At 72.9% G+C, this 24018-nt stretch carries 17 protein-coding genes; 5 read left to right on the top strand and 12 right to left on the bottom strand.

Features of this window, described 5'->3' with window-relative positions:
- Positions 1-23 precede the first annotated feature (23 nt).
- Complete coding sequence (locus ACGF0J_RS22580; protein WP_393148791.1) at positions 24-1409, top strand: glycine--tRNA ligase; 1386 nt, start codon at positions 24-26, stop codon at positions 1407-1409.
- Between the two features lie 62 nt (positions 1410-1471).
- On the opposite strand, the gene ACGF0J_RS22585 is transcribed toward ACGF0J_RS22580, so the two are convergent.
- Together ACGF0J_RS22585 and ACGF0J_RS22590 are read right to left on the bottom strand one after the other, a co-directional pair.
- Positions 1472-2389 (bottom strand): dienelactone hydrolase family protein, encoded by a 918-nt coding sequence (locus tag ACGF0J_RS22585; protein ID WP_393148793.1) that lies wholly within the window; start codon positions 2387-2389, stop codon positions 1472-1474.
- A 38-nt stretch (positions 2390-2427) separates the two neighbouring features.
- Complete coding sequence (locus ACGF0J_RS22590; protein WP_393148795.1) at positions 2428-2907, bottom strand: hypothetical protein; 480 nt, start codon at positions 2905-2907, stop codon at positions 2428-2430.
- Positions 2908-3219: 312 nt separating this feature from the next.
- Between ACGF0J_RS22590 and ppdK the strand changes: the two genes are divergently transcribed.
- Positions 3220-5913, top strand: coding sequence for a pyruvate, phosphate dikinase (gene ppdK, locus ACGF0J_RS22595; RefSeq protein WP_393148797.1), 2694 nt, complete (start codon positions 3220-3222; stop codon positions 5911-5913).
- Here the strand turns inward: ppdK and ACGF0J_RS22600 are convergent.
- A complete protein-coding gene (locus tag ACGF0J_RS22600) occupies positions 5910-6866 on the bottom strand; it encodes a DUF5996 family protein (protein ID WP_393148799.1) in 957 nt (318 codons plus the stop codon). The genes ppdK and ACGF0J_RS22600 overlap by 4 nt on opposite strands.
- Positions 6867-6895: 29 nt before the next feature.
- Positions 6896-8425 (bottom strand): M48 family metallopeptidase, encoded by a 1530-nt coding sequence (locus ACGF0J_RS22605; protein WP_393148801.1) that lies wholly within the window; start codon positions 8423-8425, stop codon positions 6896-6898.
- A gap of 81 nt (positions 8426-8506) precedes the next feature.
- Here ACGF0J_RS22605 and ACGF0J_RS22610 point away from each other — a divergent pair, with 81 nt between their 5' ends.
- Positions 8507-9727: a deoxyguanosinetriphosphate triphosphohydrolase gene (locus tag ACGF0J_RS22610; protein ID WP_393148803.1), complete on the top strand. Its 1221-nt coding sequence runs from the start codon at positions 8507-8509 to the stop codon at positions 9725-9727.
- Between the two features lie 30 nt (positions 9728-9757).
- Here the strand turns inward: ACGF0J_RS22610 and ACGF0J_RS22615 are convergent, their stop codons facing one another.
- Positions 9758-10600 carry a M23 family metallopeptidase gene (locus tag ACGF0J_RS22615; protein ID WP_393148805.1) on the bottom strand — a complete coding sequence of 281 codons (843 nt, stop codon included), beginning with the start codon at positions 10598-10600 and terminating at the stop codon, positions 9758-9760.
- Positions 10601-10805: 205 nt separating this feature from the next.
- On the opposite strand from ACGF0J_RS22615, the gene dnaG reads away from it, so the two are divergent.
- Both dnaG and rpoD read left to right on the top strand, forming a co-directional pair.
- Complete coding sequence (dnaG, locus tag ACGF0J_RS22620) at positions 10806-13607, top strand: DNA primase (RefSeq protein WP_393148807.1); 2802 nt, start codon at positions 10806-10808, stop codon at positions 13605-13607.
- Between the two features lie 532 nt (positions 13608-14139).
- Positions 14140-15243, top strand: coding sequence for an RNA polymerase sigma factor RpoD (gene rpoD, locus ACGF0J_RS22625; protein WP_393148809.1), 1104 nt, complete (start codon positions 14140-14142; stop codon positions 15241-15243).
- Positions 15244-15319: 76 nt separating this feature from the next.
- Here the strand turns inward: rpoD and ACGF0J_RS22630 are convergent, their stop codons facing one another.
- Genes ACGF0J_RS22630 through ACGF0J_RS22660 form a run of 7 tightly spaced genes read right to left on the bottom strand, consistent with a single transcriptional unit; the run spans position 15320 to position 23787 of the window.
- Positions 15320-16129: a transporter substrate-binding domain-containing protein gene (locus ACGF0J_RS22630; protein ID WP_393148811.1), complete on the bottom strand. Its 810-nt coding sequence runs from the start codon at positions 16127-16129 to the stop codon at positions 15320-15322.
- Complete coding sequence (locus tag ACGF0J_RS22635) at positions 16126-17601, bottom strand: hypothetical protein (protein ID WP_393148813.1); 1476 nt, start codon at positions 17599-17601, stop codon at positions 16126-16128. Before ACGF0J_RS22635 ends, ACGF0J_RS22630 begins: the two co-directional genes overlap by 4 nt.
- Positions 17565-18221 (bottom strand): FHA domain-containing protein, encoded by a 657-nt coding sequence (locus tag ACGF0J_RS22640; protein WP_393148815.1) that lies wholly within the window; start codon positions 18219-18221, stop codon positions 17565-17567. Before ACGF0J_RS22640 ends, ACGF0J_RS22635 begins: the two co-directional genes overlap by 37 nt.
- Entirely contained in the window at positions 18221-19513 is a 1293-nt protein-coding gene (locus ACGF0J_RS22645; protein ID WP_393148817.1) for a VWA domain-containing protein, read from the bottom strand. Before ACGF0J_RS22645 ends, ACGF0J_RS22640 begins: the two co-directional genes overlap by 1 nt.
- Positions 19506-20411 (bottom strand): PP2C family serine/threonine-protein phosphatase, encoded by a 906-nt coding sequence (locus ACGF0J_RS22650; RefSeq protein WP_393148819.1) that lies wholly within the window; start codon positions 20409-20411, stop codon positions 19506-19508. Before ACGF0J_RS22650 ends, ACGF0J_RS22645 begins: the two co-directional genes overlap by 8 nt.
- On the bottom strand, positions 20408-22603 hold the full coding sequence (locus ACGF0J_RS22655; protein ID WP_393148821.1) for a tetratricopeptide repeat protein: 2196 nt from the start codon (positions 22601-22603) through the stop codon (positions 20408-20410). The genes ACGF0J_RS22650 and ACGF0J_RS22655 overlap by 4 nt, the downstream gene beginning before the upstream one ends.
- Positions 22600-23787 carry a hypothetical protein gene (locus ACGF0J_RS22660; RefSeq protein ID WP_393148823.1) on the bottom strand — a complete coding sequence of 396 codons (1188 nt, stop codon included), beginning with the start codon at positions 23785-23787 and terminating at the stop codon, positions 22600-22602. The genes ACGF0J_RS22655 and ACGF0J_RS22660 overlap by 4 nt, the downstream gene beginning before the upstream one ends.
- Between the last annotated feature and the right edge of the window lie 231 nt (positions 23788-24018).

Raw genomic sequence — 24018 nt, forward strand, 5'->3', positions numbered from 1 at the left:
CAGCCGGAAAGAGACCCAACCACATGGCACGCCGTACAGACGTCATGGACACCATCGTCAGCCTCGCCAAGCGCCGCGGGCTCGTCTACCCGTCGAGCGAGATCTACGGGGGTCTGCGGGCGTCGTGGGACTACGGCCCGCTGGGCGTCGAGCTGAAGAACAACGTCAAGCGCCAGTGGTGGCAGTCGATGGTCCAGGCGCGCGACGACGTCGTGGGCCTCGACTCCTGCGTCATCCTGGCCCGTGAGGTCTGGCAGGCCAGCGGCCACGTCGAGACGTTCACCGACCCGCTGACCGAGTGCCAGTCGTGCCACAAGCGCTTCCGCGCCGACCACCTGCTTGAAGCGTACGAGGAGAAGAACGGCCGCGCCCCCGAGCAGGGCCTGGCCGACGTCACCTGCCCCAACTGCGGCAACAAGGGCGCCTTCACCGAGCCCCGGCAGTTCAGCGGCCTGCTCAAGACCTTCCTCGGCCCGGTCGAGGACGAGTCGGGCCTGGCCTACCTGCGGCCGGAGACCGCGCAGGGCATCTTCATCAACTACCTCAACGTGCAGCAGTCGGCGCGCAAGAAGATCCCGTTCGGCATCGGCCAGATCGGCAAGTCGTTCCGCAACGAGATCACCCCGGGCAACTTCATCTTCCGCACCCGCGAGTTCGAGCAGATGGAGATGGAGTTCTTCGTCAAGCCCGGCACCGACGAGGAGTGGCACCAGTTCTGGATCGACGAGCGCTACCGCTGGTACTCCGACCTCGGCATCAACAAGGACAACCTCCGGCTCTACGAGCACCCCAAGGAGAAGCTGTCCCACTACTCCAAGCGCACCGTCGACATCGAGTACCGCTTCAACTTCACCGGCAGCGAGTGGGGTGAGCTCGAGGGCATCGCCAACCGCACCGACTTCGACCTGACCGCCCACTCCAAGGCCTCCGGCGTCGACCTCAGCTTCTTCGAGCAGGACACGCAGGAGCGCTACGTCCCCTACGTCATCGAGCCGGCGGCGGGCGTCGACCGGGCGACGCTGACGTTCCTGCTCGACGCCTACAGCGAGGACGAGGCGCCCAACGCCAAGGGCGTCATGGAGAAGCGCACCGTCATGCGGCTCGACCACCGGCTCGCCCCGGTCAAGGTCGCCGTGCTGCCGCTGTCGCGCAACGCCGACCTGTCGCCCAAGGCCCGCGACCTGGCCGCGCAGCTACGCCGCCGGTGGAACGTCGAGTTCGACGACGCCGGCGCCATCGGCCGCCGCTACCGCCGCCAGGACGAGATCGGCACGCCGTTCTGCGTGACGGTCGACTTCGACACCCTCGACGACCAGGCCGTGACGATCCGCGAGCGCGACTCGATGCGCCAGGAGCGCATCGCGCTCGACCAGGTCGACTCCTACCTGCGCCAGCACCTCAACGACTGACCGACCGCCCCGGAGGACCGGGCCGGGGGCGCCGCCACCGGCCCCGGCGGCTGCCCGAGCCGTCAGGACAGGTGGCGGTCGTACCAGTCGAGCAGCCGGTCGTAGGCCTGGGCCGCCGCCCCCGCGTCGTAGCGCTGCCCCGTGTCGTTGAAGAAGGCGTGCTGCACGCCGGGGAACGTCACGATCTCGTACGTCAGTCCCGCCTTCCTCAGTGCGGCCTCGGCCGCCGGGCGGGAGGCGTTGACCCGGTCGTCCCGCTCGGCGTACACCGCGAGCACCGCCGCCCGGCTGCCGCCCAGGTCGGCGCCCTCGGGCAGCGGTCCGTAGAACGGCGCCGCGGCGGCCAGCCGGGGCTCGCCCGACGCCAGCAGCAGCCACGTCATCCCGCCGCCGAAGCAGAAGCCCACCATGCCGAGCTTGGCGCCGGGGGCCCGCTCGCCCAGCTCGTCCACCGCCGCCCTCATGTCGGCGACGAACCGGTCCGGCGCGATCTCCCCGAGCTCGGCCATGACCTGCGCCGGGTCCGCGAACGACGCCGTGCCACCCTCGCGGGAGAGCAGGTCGAGGGCCAGCGCCGAATAGCCGCTCGCCGCGAGCCGGCCCGCCACGGACCGGATGTGGTCGGTGAGGCCACGGTTCTCGTGGATGACCAGCACCGCCCCCCTCGGTCGCGGGGCGGCCGCCCAGGCGCCCCGCAACCTCACCCCCTGGGGACCGGCGAAGGTGATCTCCTCCGTCGGCAGCGGCGACGGGCCCGCCGGCATGGACGTGTCCGCGCCCGTGGGCGAGACCGGGGGCGGCGAGGTGGCCGCCCTGCTGTCGGCGTGCGGCGCCGCGCCGCGCGCCGACAGCAGGGCGGCCGCGGCGGGCACGGCGAGACCCAGCAGGCCCAGCCGGCGCAGCGCCTCGCGGCGCGTGATGAGCCCGTCGGCGTGGTCGAGCGCCACCTCCTCCGCGAGATAGCGCTGGAAAGGTGTCATGGCCGGGGATGTACCCGCTCCCACGCAATGAAGCGTCGTCAGTTCAGCACCCGTCCCACCAGCTCGCCCGCGCGCGGCACGGCGAGGCAGTACGCCGTCCGCTGGGCCGGCCATTCGTGCTCCAGCGGCAGCAGGGCCCCCGCCCTGACCTCCTGCCGCCGGGACGCCTTCACGCGCAGCCGGGGGCCGCACCAGCCGAGAGTCTGGAGCCTCGCCGCGGCCTCGCCCGGCCACGGGCCCTCCGGCAGCACGTAGATGGACGCGTACTCGGCCGCGTGCGGCATCTCGCAGGACACGAGCGTCGCGATGAGGTCGCGGGGCAGCTCCAGCAAGCAGTCGCCGGGCCGTAAGTAGGTCGCGTGGAGCCGCTGCAGGTAGAGCCCCGGCGTGGAGGTCTCCTCGGGCGTGACCGCGGTGGCCTCGCCGGTGGAGACGAGCGTGGCGTCGGGGGAGCAGCCGGCGACCGCCCAGGCCAGGCAGACGACCACGGCCAGGCGCCGCCGTACGGGGGGTGGCATGCACCAGAGCGTGACAGCCCCCGGTTACCGTGCGGTTGCGAATCGGGCGGCCGATCCGTCACGGGGGGCGTCCGGGAAGGCCGGCGGCGCCTCGAAAGCGGACCGTCAAGACGGAATCAAGCTCCTCTCTGCACTCATCATAATTGGTGTATACCAATTGGTTTAAACCAATTTCCCGGTCAACGGCAAACAAATTGGATTAGACCGCTGAGGGGCGGTTTACCTGGGAAAACGATGACTTAACCGTTGGGTGCAGTTTCTTCATCATTCCCGCCGGTAGAGTCCCGGACAGAGGCGTTGATTGGAGCTGTGGTGGCCAAGTACGTTTACGACTTCACCGAGGGCAACCGGAATCTCAAGGACCTACTCGGCGGCAAGGGCGCGAACCTCGCCGAAATGACGAACCTCGGGCTGCCCGTTCCTCCGGGGTTCACGATCACGACCGAGGCGTGCCGGCACTACCTGGCCGAAGGCACCCTCCCGGGCGGACTCGACGAGGAGATCGCGCGGCACCTGGGCGCCCTGGAGGCGACGATGGGCCGCACCCTCGGCCAGACCGACGACCCGCTGCTCGTCAGCGTCCGCTCCGGGGCGAAGTTCTCCATGCCCGGCATGATGGAGACCGTCCTCAACATCGGGCTCAACGACGAGTCCGTACGCGGCCTGGCCAAGCAGTCCGGCGGCAACGAACGCTTCGCCTGGGACTCCTACCGGCGGCTCATCCAGATGTTCGGCAAGACCGTGCTCGGCATCGACGGCGACCACTTCGAGCACGCGCTCGACGAGCTCAAGGGCGACCGGCAGGACACCGACCTCGGCGCCGGCGAGCTGCAGGGCCTCGTCGAGACGTACAAGGGCATCGTCCGCGAGCAGACCGGCAAGGACTTCCCCGCCGACCCGCGGGAACAGATGCGGCTGGCCATCATGGCCGTCTTCGACTCCTGGAACGCCCCGCGCGCCATCCTCTACCGCCGTCAGGAACGCATCCCGGCCGACCTCGGCACCGCCGTCAACGTCGTCGCCATGGTCTTCGGCAACTGCGGCACCGACTCCGGCACCGGCGTCGCCTTCACCCGCGACCCCGGCTCCGGCCAGCAGGGCATCTACGGCGACTACCTCCAGAACGCCCAGGGCGAGGACGTCGTCGCCGGCATCCGCAACACGATCCCGCTGCAGGACCTGGAACGCCTCGACAAGCACTGCTACGACGAGCTCCTGCAGATCATGGAGAAGCTCGAGAACCACTACCGCGACCTGTGCGACATCGAGTTCACCATCGAGCGCGGCAAGCTGTGGATGCTGCAGACCCGCGTCGGCAAGCGCACCGCCGCCGCCGCGTTCCGCATCGCCACCCAGCTCGTCGACCAGGGCCTCATCACCCTCGACGAGGCCGTCACGCGGGTGACCGGCGACCAGCTCGCCCAGCTCATGTTCCCCCGCTTCGACGCCGGCGCCGACAAGCACCGGATCGCCAAGGGGATGAACGCCTCACCCGGCGCGGCCGTCGGCAAGGCCGTCTTCTCCTCCGAGCGGGCCGTCGAGCTGGCCGGGCGGGGCGAGGACGTCATCCTGGTGCGCCGCGAGACCAACCCGGACGACCTGTCCGGCATGATCGCCGCCCGCGGCATCCTCACCAGCCGCGGCGGTAAGACGTCCCACGCCGCCGTCGTCGCCCGCGGCATGGGCAAGACCTGCGTCTGCGGCGCCGAGGACCTGGAGGTCTCGATCGGCGAGCGGACGTTCACCGCGCCCGGCGGCGTCGTCGTCGCCGAGGGCGACGTCATCTCCATCGACGGCACCACCGGCGAGGTGTTCCTCGGCGAGGTGCCGGTGGCCGACTCTCCCGTCGTCGAGTACTTCGAGCGCGGGACCTCCGCGGAAGCGGCGCAGGAGCCGGGCGAGCCGCAGGGCGCCTCGCACGACGACAACCTCGTCAAGGCGGTGGACCGGATCATGCGGCACGCCGACGGGGTCCGCCGGCTGAAGGTGCGGGCCAACGCCGACACCCCCGAGGACGCGGCCAGGGCACGCCGGTTCGGCGCCGAGGGGATCGGGCTGTGCCGTACCGAGCACATGTTCCTGGGCGAGCGCCGGCAGCTCGTCGAGGACCTCGTGCTCGCCACCGGCGACGACGAGCGGCGGGCCGCTCTCGACGCGCTGGAGCCGCTGCAGAAGGCCGACTTCGTCGGCATCTTCCAGGCGATGGACGGCCGGCCGGTGACGGTGCGCCTCATCGACCCGCCGCTGCACGAGTTCCTGCCCGACCTCACCGACCTGTCCGTACGGGTCGCGCTGGCCGAGGCCGGCGCCGGCCAGGTGTCGGACAAGGACCGCAGGCTGCTCGCCGCCGTCAAGCGGCTGCACGAGCAGAACCCCATGCTGGGCCTGCGCGGCGTCCGGCTCGGGCTGGTGATCCCCGGCCTGTTCGCCATGCAGGTACGGGCCATCGCCCAGGCCGCCAAGGAGGTGCCCGGCGCCCGGCCCGAGATCATGATCCCGCTGGTGGCCGCGGTGCAGGAACTGGAGGCCGTCCGCGAGGAGGCCACCGCCATCCTGGCCGAGGCCGGCGTGGCCGCCCTCGTCGGCACGATGATCGAGACGCCCCGGGCCGCCGTCACCGCCGGCCAGGTCGCCGAGGCGGCCCAGTTCTTCTCGTTCGGCACCAACGACCTGACGCAGATGACGTGGGGCTTCTCCCGCGACGACGTCGAGGCCGCGTTCTTCTCCCGCTACCTGGAGCTCGGCATCTTCGGCGTCTCGCCGTTCGAGACGCTCGACCGCGACGGCGTCGGCCGCCTGGTCCGGCTCGCCACCGACGAGGGCCGCGCCGTGCGGCCCGACCTCAAGGTGGGCATCTGCGGCGAGCACGGCGGCGACCCCGACTCGGTGCACTTCTGCCACGAGGCCGGGCTCGACTACGTCTCCTGCTCACCGTTCCGCATCCCCGTCGCCCGGCTGGAGGCGGCACGGGCGGCGCTCAGCGAGAACGAGTGCGACACCCGCTAGACGCGCTCCCCGGCGGCCGGTGACGCGGCCAGGGGGTCGGTGACCCCGCCGGGGCAGGCGAGCCGCGCGACGTCCCAGCCGGCGAGCCTCGCCCCGGCCCGGTAGGCGCTGTCGAAGAAGGCGAGGACCGCGGCCCGCGGATCGGGCTGCGCGGCGGCGTCGGCATGGGACAGCACGGCCAGGTGGCCGCCCCGCTGCGTGATCCACCGCGCCGCCGCCGGCTCCAGCGGCTCGCGGTCCAGGCCGTCCGGCTCGGGAGCGGTGTAGGAGTAGAACGCCGGCTCGGGGAAGGCGTCGTCGCCGAACCAGAAGCCGAAACTGATCACCTCCCGCGAGTAGGCCTCGCGGGTCACCGGGTCGGCCTCGGGCGGCTGGCCCACCCGGCGGTCGCTGAAGCGGGTGCAGGCGATGTCGAAGGTGTGCCAGAAGTGGTGCACCGGGCTCGTCTTGCCCTCGTACCCGGCGGCGAACTCCTCCAGCAGCAGGTTGACCTGACTGAGCACCTGCCAGTAGCGGGTGACCACGAGCGGGTCGTAGGTGGCGTGCTCGGTGTCCTCGGCGAACGGCCGGTCGGCGTCGGGCAGGTCGAACGGCCGCGGCACCGCGAGATCCACCCGGATGTCCAGGTCCGCCAGCGCCCGCATGGTGCGCCGGTAGAAGCCGGCCACCGACAGGCCGTACAGCGGGAACGCCGCCTCCCGGCCGTCCACCCTGGTCACCACCAGCCGGTGGCCGACGAAGTCGAAGTCGATGGTGAAGATCGGGTTGCCGTCCACCTGCCCCATCGGCCGCGTGGTGATGCCACGCCCGGTGAGGTGGAACGGCGCGTGCCACCAGTGGTTGCGCCGGACGGCCGACTCCAGCCGGATCTTGCCCACCACCTGGCAGAAGCGGTGCAGGGTCGCCTTGGTCTCCTGCCACTCGGCAAGCGGCATGACGGGGTACAGGTCCATGGCATCACCGTTCCCTCCACCCGCCGCCGCTACCGTCGCGGGACGGGTGCCGGCTCGCCCACGGGGGAGGCGGGCCGGTCGGTCTCGGCGACCGGCACGTAGTCATGGCGCACGCCCAGATCGCCCAGCCACGCGCGCAGCCCCGGCACCGCCGACGGGTCGGCCGCCACCTGGGCCGCGTACCCGGCCAGCGCCACCTCCTCGCCGTCGTCGAACAGCAGCCGCGGCGGCCCCGACCACGACAGCGTCCAGCGGGCTTGGCCGTGCTCGATCAGCACCGCCTCCAGCGCCCGGCCCAGCACTCCGGCCAGCAGGTCGTCGGCGGCGGTCCACCCCAGCTCGGTCAGCCGCGCGGTCAGCTCCGCCTGCCGGCCCCGGGCGATCGCCTCGAACGCCGCGTCCAGGTACGGCCGGCTCGCACCCACCACCAGCCGGCCCGCCAGCGCCAGGTCGCGCAGCGGCTCGGCGTTGCGCCTGGCGTACGTGGCCGTGGCCACGATGTGCTCCCACGGCGCCGGCCGCAGCGCCGTCAGCGCCTCCGGCGTCCAGATCGACGTCTCCACCGCCTGGGCCGCCCCCGCGGGATCGCGCAGCAGCGACTGCGCCGGGCGCGGGTCGGGCACCTGCGACGGCTCCGGCAGCAGCTCGATCGCGGCCAGCCGGTCGGCCTGCGCCGGGTGCGAGTCGTACGGCGAGGACTCCCGCGGCTCGGCGGCCAGCCGGGCGATCTCCGCCTGCCGGACGGGGTCGTTCAGCAGCGCGTGGAAGCCGTTGAAGACGGTCGCCGGGCGGCAGCCGCCGGCGCCGGCCAGCGACAGGTAGCCGTGGACGTACAGGGTCCAGGCGAGCGCCATGTCGTCGATCCTGCGCAGCGCGCCGGCCGTGGCCCGCCGGCCCCCGACGGCCACGGCCAGGGCGTCCGCCTCCAGTTCCTGCCGCCGCGACACCGCCCGGGAGACCCACAGGTACAGCCGGGCGTACCAGGTGAACGGCAGGCGCAGGACCGGGTGTCGGGCGAGGCTCTGCACCGCAGCGAGGAGCGCCACCCGGCCCCGGTAGACGGGCGCGCCGAGCCGCGTGTGCGCGCGGCTGTAGTGGCCCAGCTCATGGCCGAGCACCGCCCGCATCTCGTCCATGGTCAGCGTCTGCAGCAGCGGCAGGCCGATGAACATGCGCCGCCGGCCGGCCTTGAGGCCGAGGAAGCGGGTGTCCTCCGAGACGGCCGCGTTCACCTCGGCCACCAGGCGGATCTCGTCCGGCGGGGCGGTGCCCACCCGGCGGGCCACGTCCTCGACCGCCTGCCACAGCAGCGGCTCCTGCTCGCGGGTCACCGGCACGCCCGGCTGCTCGCCGGACCGGCGGCGGCTGACCGTGGCCAGCGCGTACCCGAGGGCGGCGGCCGCCAGGTTGAGCGCCACCACCTCCCTCAGCACGTTCGGGGCGAAGTCGACGGCCATGAGCACGTCCGCCAGAATGGCCGCGCCGACGACCACGCCCACCAGCAGGTAGAGGCCGGCCAGCAACGCGAGGCCCAGCAGGGCGCGTAACGCTGTCGTCATGGAGGAGGGCTCCCGGGGAAGGGGGTTCTCGCGGCACTTGACACTAGCGGAGACCGGAAAGTGGATAAAATCAGTGCACTTATGCCGCGCTACGACGATCACGACGAGGCACGATGGGTGCCGGAGCCTCCCGGCAACCCCGAGCGGGGCGCCTTCGAGCGCGACCGCGCCCGGGTCCTGCACAGCGCGGCCCTGCGCCGGCTCGCCGCCAAGACGCAGGTGGTCGGCCCCGGCGAGGCGCTGGGCGGCGGCCAGCACATCCCGCGCACCCGGCTCACCCACTCACTCGAATGCGCCCAGGTCGGCCGCGAGATGGGCGCCACCCTGGGCGTCGACCCCGACCTGGTGGAGACCGCCTGCCTGGCGCACGACCTGGGACACCCGCCGTTCGGGCACAACGGCGAGGTCGCGCTCAACGAGCTGGCCGGCGCCTGCGGCGGCTTCGAGGGCAACGCCCAGAGCCTGCGGCTGCTCACCCGGCTGGAGGCCAAGGTGATCACCGAGGACGGCGGCAGCGCCGGGCTCAACCTCACCCGCGCCGCCCTCGACGCCTCCATCAAGTACCCCTGGACCTGCGAGACGTCGCCCAAGTTCGGCGTGTACGACGACGACCTGCCCGTCTTCGCGTGGATCAGGGAGGGGGCGCCGCCCGGCCGGGTCAGCTTCGAGGCGCAGATCATGGACTGGGCCGACGACGTCGCCTATTCCGTGCACGACCTGGAGGACGCCTTCCACGCCGGCCACGTCACCCCCGAGGCGCTGCGCTCTCCGGTCGAGCGCAGGCAGGTGTGCGAGCTGGCCCGCGTCTGGTACGCCCCCGACGCCGACCTCGCCGAGCTTGAGGAGGCGTTCGCGCGGCTGGTCGCCGACCCGCTGTGGCCGCACGCCTTCACCGCCACGCTCGCCGACCTCGCCGCGCTCAAGTCCCTCACCAGCGGGCTCATCGGCCGGTTCTGCCGGTCGGCGCAGACCGCCACCAAGGACGCCTACGGGTCGCGCCACCGCGTCGACCTGGTCGTGCCGCGCTCGACCAAGCTGGAGTGCGCGGTGCTGAAGGGCATCACCGCCCACTTCGTCATGACCACCGACCACCACCACGCCAACCAGGCCAGGCAGCGCGAGCTCATCACCGAGCTGGCCTCGCTGATCACCCTCGGCGCGCCGGGCACGCTGGAGCCGGCCTTCCGGCCGGCCTACCTGGAGGCGGCCGACGACGCGGCCCGGGTCCGGGTCGTCATCGACCAGATCGCCTCGCTCACCGACACCTCGGCCGTCGCCTGGCACCGGCGCATGTCCGGCTGATCCGCCGTCCGGCCGGTCGACGCTCTCCCGTCAGGACGGGGTGAGGGTGATCACCACCACCGGCTCCTCCTGCTCGGGCTCCTCCCGAGGCCGTACCGGCTTCTTCTTCGCCGAGCACTGGACGGTGCAGCGTGGCGTCTCGCCCACCCGGGCGCGCAGCGCCAGCGTCTCCTCGCGGGGGGACAGGGTGCGGTTGCCCGACAGCCACGCGTCGAGGTAGCTCCACGGGTTCACCATGCCGCGGCGCACCCACCAGTAGCGCGACGCGGTCTTCCACGAGATCGCGAAGTACAGGTTGGGGCCGGCGTTGCGGGCGTTGCCGGACGTCCCCACCCGGCCGAGGAGCTGCCCGCCGCCGACGCGCACCCCCGGCTTGATGCCGTCGGCCACCGAGTCGAGGTGCCCGCCGAGGTAGCGCACCCCGTCGTCCCCGATGATCGTGACGAACCGGCCCTCGCGGTCGGGACCCGCGTCGGTGGACGGCAGCCACCTGTTGGCGGTGTTGACCTCGTCGACCACGCCGCTGACGGGGGCCACGAACGCGCACCCCTTGCCGGCCCAGATCGTCGTCTTGGGCAGCACCAGCAGCCTGCGCTGGTAGCTCACCCGGCACCCGTGCACCGGGAAGGTGTAGGTGTAGGCCGAGAGCTTCGGCGGCGGCACCTTGACCGGCCTGCCGCCCTCCGGCGCCTCGATCTTCCCGGCGGGCGTCTCCTCGGACCGGGCCTGCCCCGACGAGCCCGGGTCCGGGATCGTCGCGGTGACGACGGGCGTGGCCCCGGTCGGCGGGACGGTCACCGGTGACTCGGCGCTGACCCCCGCCACCCCGGCCTGCTGCGAGCAGGCGCCGGCCAGCAGAAGCGCGCACGCCACGGCAGCCCGTCGTCCCCAAGGCCCCGAACGCATGATCTCCACCCGTGTCACCGTATCCACCGCAGGCTTTACCTTTGTAGCCGACCGGGCAACAGGCTGGATACGTTTTCCCGGTTTCCCGCGCCTGGAGGCGGTATCGCCCCTTCCCGGGTAGTGCGCGGCGACGGGGGTGGGGAGTGTCGGTCCGCCGCAATAGACTCACGGCGTGGCTGGCCGCATCCGTGACGTCGACATCGCGCTCGTACGCGAGCGTTCCCCCATCGCCGAGGTCATCGGCGAGCACATCCAGTTGCGCAACGCCGGCGGCGGAAACCTCAAGGGCCTGTGCCCCTTCCACGACGAGAAGAGCCCGTCCTTCAACGTCACGCCCGAGCGGGGGATGTATTTCTGCCTGGCGGCGGAGACGAGAGTCATCACGTGGGAGGGCGTGCGTCCCATCGCCGAGCTGGCGGGTGGGCTGCACCGGGTGCTCGCCTCCGATGGCACGTGGGTGATCGCGCCGTTCATGTCCTTCGGGGTCCAGCCGCTCATGAAGATCGTGATGAGCCGCAACGGGCAGCGGAAGGAGATTTTCGCCACGCCCGAGCATCGCTGGTTCGTACGGTCCGGGCGACGGCAGGACAAACGCGCCGAGGTCATCACCAAAGACCTGAAGCCGCGGCAGCGGCTGGTCACGGTGTTCCCGAGCTCGCGAATCAAGCGCACCACCCCATCTCCCTTCGGCATCGCCCACGGAATCACCTTCGGTGACGGCACCAGGGCTGCTACGGGTAGCAGAGCGACGCTTGACAGCGTCAAGGACGCGCAGTTGCTCAAGCGGTTCCCCCTCAGCTACGTGACGGCGGGCTCCAAAGGCGCCTCAGGCAACAGCAGGCAGCTCCTGGTCCATCACCTGCCGCGCTTCTTCAAGGAGATCCCCCCGCTCGATGAGTCCGTGCCGTACCTGTACGGCTGGCTCGCGGGCTACCTGGCCGCCGACGGGCATGTCGCCAAAGACGGAACGATCATGCTCAACTGCGCGGACAAGGCGACGCTGGAGTTCGTCCGCGCGGTCTGCACCAGGCTTGGGATCGGCACCTATGGCATAACGGAGCAGATCAGGGTTGGCTTTCCCGGCAGGGATCCGAGCTCGATCTTCCGTGTCCACTTCGTCAACGAGGACCTCACCGAAGACTTCTTCCTGATCGACGAGCATCGGCTGAGGTTCGCTGGAGCGGCCAAGGCGTTCGCCAGACGGGGTTGGGTGGTGGAGTCGGTCGAGGAGACCGACCGGGTCGAGGAGGTGTTCTGCGCCACTGTCGACCATGGGCATGCGTTTGTCCTGGAAGACAACATTCTGACCGGTAACTGCTTCGGTTGCTCCGAGGGCGGCGACGTGATCACGTTCGTCGAGAAGATCGAGCATCTGTCGTTCTCCGAGGCGGTCGAGCGGCTGGCGCAGCGGGCGGGCATCCAGCTCCAGTACGAGCAGGGCGGCTACGTGCCGCGCCGCGACCACGGCGAGCGGGCCCGGCTGATCGAGGCGCACCGGGTCGCCGCCGAGTTCTACGCCGACCGGCTGATGAAGCCCGACGCGGCGGCCGGCCGCAGGTTCCTGTCCGAGCGGGGCTTCGAACGGGCCGACGCCGAGACGTTCGGGGTGGGCTACGCGCCGGCCGAGTGGGAGGCGCTGGCCCGCCACCTCATGGGGCGCGGGTTCACCGCCGATGAGCTGGTCAAGGGCGGGCTGGTCCGCGAGGGCCGGCGCGGGCCGATCGACCGGTTCCGTGGGCGGCTGATCTGGCCGATCCGCGACGCGACGGGTGACGTGATCGGTTTTGGGGCGCGCAAGCTGCTCGACTCCGACGACGGCCCCAAATACCTCAACACGCCGGATTCGCCGCTCTACAAGAAGAGCCAGGTCCTCTACGGCATCGACCTGGCCAAGCGGGAGATCTCCCGGCGCTCCCAGGCGGTGATCGTCGAGGGCTACACCGACGTGATGGCCTGCCACCTCGCGGGCGTGCCGACGGCCGTGGCCACCTGCGGCACCTCGTTCGGCGAGGAACACATCAAGATCCTGCGGCGCTTCCTGCTCGACCAGGCGGAGTTCCGCGGCGAGGTGATCTTCACCTTCGACGGCGACGCGGCGGGCCAGAAGGCGGCGCTGCGGGCCTTCGCCGACGAGCAGAAGTTCGTCACGCAGACCTACGTGGCGGTGCAGGCCGACGGGCTCGACCCGTGCGACCTGCGCATCAAGCAGGGTGACGCGGCCGTGCGCGACCTCGTCGCCAGCCGCGAGCCGCTGTTCCAGTTCGCCATCCGCAGCACCATCAACCGCTACGACCTGCGCAGCAACGAAGGCAAGATCGCGGCGCTCGACGCGGCTGCGCCGATCGTGGCCGGCATCAAGGACGCCGGCCTGCGCAAGCGCTACGCCATCGACCTCGACCGGTGGCTCGGGTTCATGGACGAGCGGTTCGTCATGCAGCGCATCGCCGACGTGGCGCGCGCCCAGCACGGCAGGCCGCAGCGCGCTCCCCGGGCGGCCCCGGTCGATCCGCACGTGCGGGTCGAGGGCGAGCTGCTCAAGCTCGCCGTGCAGCGGCCGGCGCTTCTCGGGCCCCGCTTCGACGCGCTCGACCCGCAGGCGTTCACCGCGCCCGACCACGTGACGCTGCACCAGGTGATCGCGGCGGCGGGCGGCACGGCGGCGGCCGGGCACGGCGGGCGCGAGTGGGTCGACCGGCTGCTGGAGCACGCGCCCGACGAGGTGGCGCGGGTGCTGGTGACGCGGTTCGCGGTGGAGGCGATCCAGGCCGAGTCGCACGTCGAGGAGCGCTACGGCGCGGCCATGCTCGCCGCGATCGAGGCGGTCGCGGTCGACCGGGCCATCGCGCAGATCAAGTCGCGGCTGCAGCGGCTCAACCCGGTGGAGGAGCCGCAGGAGCACCGCCGGCTGTTCGGCGAGCTGCTGGGGCTGGAGCAGCAGCGCAAGGTGCTGCGCGAACGCGCATCCGGCAACTGACCCCGACCCGGTCACGGCGCGGGGCTGGTGCATTTCTGGCGGCGGGGGCGCGGCGGCTGATCGACAAGGCGCGGGCTGATCAGCAAGGCGCGGAGGCTGATCAGCAAGGCGGGGAGACTGATCAGCAAGGCGGGGAGACTGATCAGCAAGCAGCGGCGGGCTGTCGCGACACCGGCCCCGGCGTCATTTCCCCGCGGGACGGCGCGGGGCCGTAAGGCGGCGGTGAAACATTATTCGCATCCGTCATCCGGCCCCGCGGGCCGCGGGCCTCACGCGGCGTCCGGGCAGGCGGCGGCCTGCGACCGGCCGCCGGTCGGCCGGGTGCGCCGTCGCACACGCCAATCCACATCGCGTAATGGACTTTACTTTCCTGATCAAACTCCGGCTAAACCTATAATGGATCTCAATTCGGTAAGGGGGCGGCCTTACCTTCAGTGACAAAAATGGGTCTGCCATTTTATGAGAGCCATACTGCAGACTGTCTCCCGTGGGTGCATCGGTGCTGCCAAGCGGGCCGCCTTCTGTCGATCAGGTGGCGGACCTCGTCGCGAAGGGAAGGGAGCGCGGAAGCGTAACCGTCGATGACGTCGCAGCCGCGCTTGACCGATCCGAGCTGCCGTCCGACGCGCTGGAACGCGTCGTGCGGATGCTCGCCGAGAACGGTGTGGAGGTCCTTGAGCCGCAAGGCGACGAGGAGACCCCCCGCACCGACGAAGAGGACGTGGGCAAGCGGGCGCCGACCAGCGATCTGGTCCGCATCTACCTGCGGGAGATCGGCAGGGTGCCGCTGCTGACGGCCGAGGAGGAGGTGGAACTCGCCAAGTCGATCGAGGCCGGCCTGTTCGCCGAGGACAAGCTGGGCAACGGGGTCTCGCGCCTGGCCTTCCCGGAGTTCAGGGAGCTGGTCTGGCAGGGCACCAGGGCCAAGCAGCGCCTCATTGAGGCCAACCTGCGGCTCGTGGTGTCGATCGCGAAACGCTACGTGGGCCGCGGCATGCTGTTCCTGGACCTCATCCAGGAGGGCAACCTCGGTCTCATCCGCGCGGTCGAGAAGTTCGACTACACCAAGGGCTACAAGTTCTCCACCTACGCCACCTGGTGGATCCGCCAGGCCATCACCAGGGCGATAGCCGACCAGGCCCGCACCATCCGCATCCCGGTGCACATGGTGGAGACGATCAACAAGCTCGTCCGCGTGCAACGCCAGCTCCACCAGGACCTCGGCCGCGAGCCCATCCCCGAGGAGATCGCCAAGGAGATGGACCTGCCGGTCGAGCGGGTGGTGGAGATCCAGCGCATCGCCCAGGAGCCGGTGTCCCTGCAGTCGCCGATCGGCGAGGAGGACTCCGACCTCGGTGACTTCATCGAGGACGCCGACGCCGTCGTGCCCATGGAGGCGGCGGCGTTCATCATGCTGCAGGATCAGCTCGACGACATCCTGGCGACGCTGTCGGATCGCGAGCAGCGCATCATCCAGCTCAGGTTCGGGCTGGCCGACGGGCATCCCCGCACGCTGGAGGAGGTGGGCAGGGAGTTCGGCGTCACCAGGGAGCGCATCAGGCAGATCGAGTCGAAGACCCTGGCCAAGCTGCGCCACCCGACGCGGGCGCAGATGCTGCGCGACTACCTCGACTGACCCGCACCGCCGTACGACACACGGGCCCGGGATTGCCCGGGCCCGTCGTGCGTGCCGCCGAGGGCCGCGCCGCGCGTCAGGAGCAGCCCTCGAACTGGGGCACCGCGACCGTCGCCAGGTTCAGCCCTGACGTGCCGAACCACCGGCCGAGCAGCCGGGCGGCGGTGCCGTCCTGGTACATGGCGGTGATCGCCCGGTTGACCGCCTCGCAGCCCTCGACGTCGCCCCTGCGCAGGCCGACCCCGGTCCGCTGCTCGTTGAACCGGGTGTTCACCAGGCGCAGCCCCGAGCCGTCCTGGATGGCGAGGCCGGCCAGGATGACGTCGTTGGTGGTGATGGCGTCCAGCCGGCCGGCCTTCAGCGCCGCCACGCACGCCGCGTAGTCGCGCACCGGCACCACCTCGGCCGCCACGCCGCGCTCCTCCACGACCCGCTGGGCGGCGTTCGCCCCCTGCACCTCGCAGATGCGCCGCCCCTTCAGGTCGCGCACCCCGCGGATCGCCGTCTCCTCCGGCCGCACCAGGATGTCCTGGTACGACACGTGGTACGGCCCGGCGAACAGCACCCGCTGCTTGCGGTCCATGCTGATCGTGTACGTGGCCAGCACCAGGTCGGCCCGGCCGGAGGTGACCACCTGCTCACGCTCGGCGGCGTACACCGGCACGAACGTGGCCTTCTTGCCGAGCCGGCCCGCGATGTAGCGGCCGACGTCCACGTCGAACCCCTCCAGGGTCCCGTCGGGCCGGCGGAACCCGATCGAGGGCAGGTCGGGCCGCACCGCGATGACGATCTCGTCAAGGTCCACGACCGACTCGGGCCGGTCGCCGGCGCAGCCCGCGCCGGCCAGCGCCGCCAGGGTCAGCACCACCGCGAGCGCACGTCTCACCGGTACTCCTTGAGCCGGGGCCACACTCCCGCCGCGACCAGCAGGCCGAGGCCGCCGATCGCGAAGGGGAGCAGCCGCCACAGGGTGTCGAGGCCGCGCTCGCCCGAGCCGATGGCCCGCTCGAAGGCGGCCTGGTGCCGCTGGGACAGCGCCAGCAGCGTCCGGTCGTAGGAGTCGAACGCCTCCCGCACCGGCCCCAGCCGGGCGGCGACGGCCGCACCGGTGCGGCCGTCGCGCGCCAGCGCCCGGAAGCCCGTGTCGGCCTGCTGGAACGTCCGGTACGCCGCCACCACCCGCTTCCCGTCGGCGCCGGCCGACTGGACGCCCATCAGGCCGAGGTAGTCCGTGGCGCCGCCGGTGACCTTGGCGTGGTAGGCGCCGAGGTTGCCGGCCGGCAGGTAGAACACCGTCTGCGACTTGTCGAGGAAGGTGTGCTCGTAGGTGTCGGCCCGGTCCCCGTCGAGCAGGTAGCGGCTCTGGTCGCCCTGCAGGCTGTTGCTGATGGCGCGCGCCCTGGCCACGGTCAGCACGGGGTCGAACCCCTCGGTCTTGGCGGTGCGCAGGTCGGCCTGCGACCGCCCGAGCACGGCCGTCCCGCCGAACACGGCGGCGACGGTCACCGCCGTAGCGGCCAGCAGCGCCGGCGCGATCAGCCGGCGGAACCGCCGCGCCAGGTAGAGCTGCAACCCGGCCAGGCACGCCAGCGCCGCCAGCCCGGTGACGACCACGGCCGCCCGCAGGACCGGCACGGTGGCGCTCTTGTCGTCGTATGTGGCGCGCACGATCGTGCCGCTCTCCAGCGTCAGGTTGTACGCCTGCGGCAGCAGGACCTGCCGCATCAGGTCGGTCGCCTGGCGGTAGAGCTCCACGACCTCCGCCGGGGGTGGTCCGGCCGCGTGGCCGGACCGCGCGTCGAGCAGCAGCGCCTGCCCGGCCAGCCGTTCGTAGCGGCCGAGCCCGTCGAGCACCGACTGGACGGTCCGCCGTTCGGCCTGGTTGTCGCCGGACAGCTCGAACGCCTTCAGCAGCGCCGCGTTGGCCTCCGAGCGCCGCTGCTCGTAGCGGGCCACGGCGGCACGGCGGCGGTCGGCGTACTCCTCGCCCATCAGCAGCGCGTCGGCGACCTGCGCGTCCATGTCGCTCAGCCCGAAGTACAGCCCGGCGGTGGCGACGACCTGCGGGCCCGCGTCGCGGCCGATGACGCGCAGCCCGTCGCCGGCCGAGCCGGCGGCGGCGGCCAGCGCGGCGAACAGCAGCGCCAGGGCGGTCACCGTGGCGGCCGTCAGGGCGCGGATCCGGCCGGACGCGCTGTGCCGCCCGGGCCGGACCGCGTGCAGGGGGGACGGCGCGGGCCGCCGGTCGGCGGTCTGCGCGGGCGTCAGCGTGTGCGCCACCGGGACGGGCGCCTGCCCGGGCGCCTGGACGGGCGGGCTGGTCACGGTGTGCCCGGCCGGATGGTGATGACCGTCCACGCGCCGAGGTGGATGCGGTCGCCCGCGCCCACGGGCACGGGCACGTTGACCGTGACGGGCTTGCCGTTGACCCGCGTGCCGTTGGCGGAGCCCGGGTCGACCAGCGACCAGGTGCCGTCGCCCTGCGCGAGCAGCACGGCGTGCAGGTGCGAGACGCCCGGGTCCTCCGGCGGGCCGGACAGGTCGATCTCCGGGTCGGAGCCGCGGATCCTGCTGCGCCGGCCGATCCGCACCTGCTCGCCGGTCAGCGCGAACGAGCGCTCCGGGCAGTAGGGCGGGAAGGCGACGGTGTGGGCGTCGGGGCCGTCCTGGGCGATGACCTGGTCGTAGTAGGCCCGGTCGGCGGCGGTGACCGCCTCCCACCGGGCGCCGGAGACCGTCACCCGCGCGGGCGCGGCGCCGCTGTAGTCGTGCCCGCACACCTCGCAGAACTGCCCGGCGCGCGGTGTCCGGCAGACGGGGCACTCCTGTCCAGGCGGGGCGGCCTGCCCGGAAGGAGCCGGGGCGGCGGCCGCCGCGGAGGGGTCCGCGGCCTGGCCGACGGCGGCGCCCATCCGGGCGCCGCACACGTCGCAGTAGTCGTCGGCGCCCGACGCGTGGCCCTGGGGGCAGGTCGCCATCAGCCGCCCACCCCGTCCTGACGCAGCCGGCTGGTGCGTACCGAGCCGGTGTCGAGCTCGATCTCGTCGGCCTTGTCCACGTGGGGGCGCAGCCGGGCCGTGCCGCTGCGCGGATCCACCTCGACCACCTTGTCCAGCAGCCGCGCGGTGTCGGCGCGTCCCGACTCGGCGGCCAGCTGCCTGGCCCTGGCCAGCCGGGCCGTCGCCACGTCCACCGCGCCGGCGGCGCGGGCGCTCAGCCCCTCCTGGATCAGCTCGTGCAGCTCGGCCTGCCCGGTGTAGTGGGCGACCTTGCCGTTGATGCGGGTCGACTGGGCCAGGTCGTCGGTCCACTGGGCGAGCACGTTGCCGCTGGCGAACACCTCCTGGGTGTCGGGGCGCACCAGCTTCACCCAGCCGGCCCGGATCTCGCTGCCGATCGCGCCGGGCGGCACCTCGACGCACAGGTGGTATTCGCGTTCCTCGGCGCCCCACGAGCCGGTCGGGTAGTCGCCCGTCAGCGGGTTGACGTCGGTGCGCTTGCCGGTCAGGTCGAGGAGGGTGGGGGAGACCTGTTTGACGAACTTCAGCGTCGCGGTCTGCGGCACCCAGACCCGCATCGCCAGCTCGGCCACGGTCTTGCTCATCGAGGTCTGGGTGATCCGGCGGAAGTACTCGGCCAGGTCACCCTGGTCGCGGACGAAGTCGAACGTGCCGAGCAGCGCCTCGGCCACCCTGCGCAGCTCGGCCGGCACCCAGTCGGAGCCGACGCCGAGGCTGTCGCAGACGAACCTGCCCGAGCAGCGGGCCAGCGCGTTGGCGAACCGGTCGGCGCCCTCGTTGTTCTGCCCGTCGGTCATCAGGATGGCGTGCCTGATCGCGTCGGGGTGGGCCGACAGGAGCTGGCCGGCGAGCAGCAGCCACTCGCCGATGGACGTGCCGCCGTTGGCGGACAGCCGGGAGATGGCGTTCTGGGCCTCCTTGCGGGTGGCGGGTGTGGCGCGCACGAGGGTCTGCCCGCGCGGGTAGACCACCCGGGCCTTGTCGGTGCCGGCGACCACCGCGAAGTGCGCGCCGTCGCGCAGCGCCGCCACGGCGGTGGCCGCCGCCTGGCGGGCCTCGCGGATCTTGCTGCCGCTCATGGAGCCCGACGTGTCCACGATGATCACCTCGGCGGCCTCGGCCGGGGCCGCCGACGTGGTGGTGAGGGCGCCGGTCGAGGAGACGGTGAGGATGGCGTGCACCTCGCGGCCGTCGAGGGGGAGGTATTTGTTCTGGTCGATGTGCAGCGTGAACGTGGGCTGGTCACCCATGCTGTCCTCCTAGGGGGATCAGGACGATGGTCACGTTGTCGTGGCCGCCCGAGTCGAGGGCGTGGCGGAGCAGCTCGCGGGACAGGTCGAGCGGGGTCCGGGTGGCGGGGAGGGCGTAGCCGTCCAGGTAGCGCCACAGGCCGTCGGTGCACACCAGCAGCAGCCCGGGCACGTCCGCGTCGAACTCGCGCAGGTGCGGCTCGACGCCGGCCGCGTCGGCGCCGAGCCAGGCGGTGATCTCGCCGGTCGGCACCGCGTGGTCCTCGGTCAGGGGGACGCAGCCGGCGGCCCCGTCGGCGGTGGGAGTGCCGGCGGTGGCCCCGTCGGTGGTGGCCCGGTCCGTGGTGGGGGCGCCGGTGGCGGGGGCGGTGGGCAGCCAGTACGCGCGGCTGTCGCCCGCCCAGGCGACGCTCACCCGGCTGCCGGTGACCACCGCCGACACGTACGTGCAGGCGGGGGCGTCGTCCGGCGACGTCGCCAGCTCGGCCACGGCCCGGCCGGCCAGCTCGAACGCCTCGGCCTGCCCGAGGCCGCGGCCCAGCGCGTCGGCCGCGGTCCGCGCGGCGACGGCCGACGCCTCGTCGGCGCGCGGCGAGCTGCCCACCCCGTCGCACACCACGGCGACGGTGGCCGCGCCGTGGGCGAGCAGCGCCATGGCGTCCTCGTTGCGGGCCCGGCGCAGGCCCTTGTGGGTGACCCCGGCCGCGCCGCCGTCCAGCACGGTCTCGGCCTCGTCGCGGGCGGTGGGCTGGCGCAGGCCGCACCGCTCGCAGTAGCCCTCGGCGTCCACGGCGGGCGCGTCGCAGGCGGCGCACCGGGGCGCGTGCAGCGGGTGCCCGCACGCCTCGCAGAAGGAGTCGCCGGCCAGCACCGGAGCCTCGCACACCGGGCAGCTCATACCCACGTCCACGGCCGCACGGCGTTGGCCCGGTCGATGAGCGCGTGCCGTTCGGTCCGGGAGCCGGCGCCGGCGGCGAGCCGGCGGTAGATCTCCTCCAGGCGCCGGCGGACGGCGGGTTCGGTGAGGTCGGCGCCGGCCACCCGTACCCCCGGCGGAGGGCTGCTCATGGAATCGAGCCAGGTGAGCGCCGCTCGCAGCACCTCGGCGGTCATCGTGTCGCGGCGGCGCGGGTCGAGGTCGGCCAGGTGGTCCAGCCGGTCGGCCGCGGCCGACAGCTCCGCGGGCGTCAACGCGCCCGGCCGGGCGCGCAGGCCCGGCCGCAGCTCGGCCCGGGCGACGGACGCCACCAGCGCGAGCTGCGCGGCGACCCAGTGGCTGGAACTGGCCGGCACCTCGTCGAGCGCGTCCGCCCGCCCCGCCCTCGCCAGCCCGAACGCGGCGCTGACGTACGCGCGGTCGGTGCGCCACACGCTCTCGTACCAGCGGACGGGGTCCTGGCGTTCGGACTCCAGCGCGAAGGCGAGCCCGAGCTTCGGCGCGCACTCGCCGGGCAGCAGGCTCACGCACCGGTCGAACAGGGGGACCGCCTCGTCGGTGACGCCCCGCGCCAGCGCGTGCACCGCCTCGTACCAGGTCACCCGCCAGTCGCCGGGCAGCGCCGCGCGGGCCGCCTCGATGGCCGCGGCGGCCTCCGGCAGGGCCTGCTCGGCTAGCAGCCTCGCCCTGGTCAGCAGCGTCTCCGGGGTGGTCGGCATCGCCGTCACCTGGGCGACGAGCTGCGCGGGATCACGGCCCACCAGGCCGGCCAGCGCTCCCGCCGCCGGGTCTGCCGGGTCGGCCAGCGGCACCGGCAGCGCCGCCGCGGCGGCCCGCGGGTCGAGCGCGTCGAACACCTTCGCGGGGTCGTCGCTAGGCGCCGCTCCCGCCGCGATCCGCTCGGGGCCGAACAGCGCCGACGGAGCCGGGTACGGCACGCCGTCGGCCAGCGCGCTGACCTCGCGCAGCACCCCGACGAGCTGCGCCTCCATCTCCTCGGCGCTCTGGAACCGCTCGGCCGGGTCGGCGGCGGTGGCGCGACGCAGCAGCCGGGCGAACGACTCGTTGCCGCAGTCGTCCGGCAGCGGCGTCTCCACGCCGTTCCTGACCGGGCTGAACCCGGGGACGGCGAGCACGGCCAGCGTCCTGCCCACGGTGTAGAGGTCGGAGGCCACCGACGACGGCCGGCTGTCCAGCTCGGGGGCGTGGTAGCCGGGGGTGGCCCAGCCGGAGCCCGGCGGGGAGCCGACGCGCTGGACCGCGCCGAGGTCGATGAGCTTGAGCCGCCTGCCGACCCTGATCACGTTGGCCGGTTTCAGGTCGCAGTAGACCAGGTCGTGCTCGTGCAGGTAGGCGAAGGCCCGCAGGATCTCCCGGCCGTACATGAGGACCTCGCGCAGCGGCAGCGTCCCCTGGCGGCGCAGCTCGTGCAGCGACTGGCCGCCGACGTACTCCATGACGATGTAGCCGAGCCCGGCCGACTGCTGGAAGTTGAAGATCTTGACGATGTTGGGGTGGTCGACCGTGGTGAGGAACCTGCGCTCGGCCTCGGCCGCCGCGAGCGCCTCGGTGTCGGCGGTGTTGAGCAGCCCCTTGAGCACCACCCAGCGGCCGTCGAGGTTCTCGTCGGCGGCCAGGTAGATCCAGCCCAGCCCGCCGTGCGCCAGGCAGCCCAGCACCCGGTACTGCCCGGCCACCAGGTCGTCCTTGACCAGTTTGGGGGTGAAGGAGAACGGGGTCCGGCAGTGGGGGCAGAACCCGTCGGTCAGCCCCGGCCGGCCCTGCCGCGACCGGCCGATGGGCTGCTCGCACGCCGGGTTGGAGCAGAAGCGCTTGTCCTCCGGCACCTCCGGGTGGGCCAGGATGGCGCTCTGCGGGTCGCGGTACGGCACCGACGGCAGGTCGGCCAGCTCGGCGAGCACCCCGGCCCGTGAGCGGCCGCTGCTCACGGGGCCCGTCAGGGGCCTGCCGGTCGAGGGGGCGCCGCTGCCGGGCGCGGGCCCTGTGCGTCCCTCCGGGGGCCCGGTGGGCGCGGAGCGGGGTGGTCGCGGCGCGTGGGCGGGGGGTTGCGCGGGGGCCGCGGCGTGGCCGCACAGGTCGCAGTAGCCCTCCTCGATGGTTCCGGTGCAGCCGGGCTGCCGGCACGTGTTCATCGGCCACCTCCGTGGATCGCGCGCTGGTAGCGCTCGACGGCCTCGGCCGCCCTGGTCAGGTCGCAGGGGGCGCTCCACAGCAGCAGCCGCGCCCGCTCGTACAGGCCGGCCGCCACCGGGTCCTCCGCCATGTCCTTGCGCGCCGCCATCGCCTGGCAGGCGCCCAGCCGGCCGCGCAGCTCGTCACGCCGCCCGACGAGGCCGTACAGGGCCTGCGCGGTGGCCTGCGCCCGGCTTTCGGCCTGCCGCGTCGCCTCCTCCAGGGTCGCCAGCCGGGCCGCCCGGGACAGCCAGCCGTCGGCCGTGACGTCCAGCGCGTCCAGTTCGCCGGCCAGGTCCGCGGCGCTGCTCCGCGGCGCGGCGCTCGGCGGCAGGGCGATCTTCACCACGACGGCGCCGTGCGCGATGCGGGCCTCGCTCTCTGCCGCGCGGACCCGGTCCAGCGCGGCCAGGAGGTCCTCGCGGCGCCGGCCGTACTCGTCCCTGGCCCGCAGCGCCCGCTCGGCGGCGGCGCGGCGGTCCTCCAGCGCGCGGGTGACGCGCTCCAGCTCGGCTGCGGCGTGCGCGGCGCCCAGCGGGTCGGTGACGACGGCGGCGCGCAGGTCGCGGAGCCCGCCCGCGGGCCCCGCCAGGTCGATCGTCTCGCCGAGCCGGTCGTGCAGCCCGGTGACCGCGCGCAGCAGGGCGTCGGCGGCGTCGAGGCGGGGGAGCAGCGCGGACCAGACGGCGTCGATCTCCGACAGGGCGGAGGTGACCTCGCGGAAGGCGGCGTCCATGCGCAGCACGGCCTCGTCGAGCGTGAGCCGCGCGTCGGACCCGGGTAACAGGGAGCGCTGCTCGACGGGTCTGACCGTGGCCTGGAGCACCACCGAGGGGCCGGTGAGCAGCGCGGTCAGCTCGGCGAGCCGGTCGGCGCCCGGCCGGCCGCGTAACGCCCTGAGCTGCTCGGCGGCGCGCAGGACGGTCCGGTAGGCGTCGTGCAGCACCCACAACCGGGACAGGGCCGCCTGGGTGTCCGTCCAGCGCCGCCGGGTGGCGCCGTCGAGGGTGGCGTCCTTGAGCACCTGGAAGGTGGTGTGCGACTCCAGGTCGAGCAGGTCGCCGGAGATGCGGTCGCGTTCGGCTGCGCGGGCGCGCAACGCGTGGTCGACGCCCTCCCGGCTCATGGGTGGTCCCAGGCTCATCACGCTCCCCGTGAAGAGGGCCCCCGATGCCCCGTTCCTACCCGCTCAACGGCAGGCCCGGCGGGTTGGTTCCGGCGGGGTAGGGAGATCCCTGACGTGACCCTGATTCAACCCCAGGACGCCTGCAATCCGCTTAAGACGTCGTCTCATTTGGCGAGTCGGCGGTAGCAAATGAGCGCTGCGGCGATGGCGACGAAGGACGCGAAGTGGTCGGCGCGGCGCTCGTAGCGT

This window comes from Nonomuraea sp. NPDC047897, assembly GCF_043204415.1.
In the GTDB taxonomy this organism is placed as follows: Bacteria; Actinomycetota; Actinomycetes; order Streptosporangiales; family Streptosporangiaceae; genus Nonomuraea.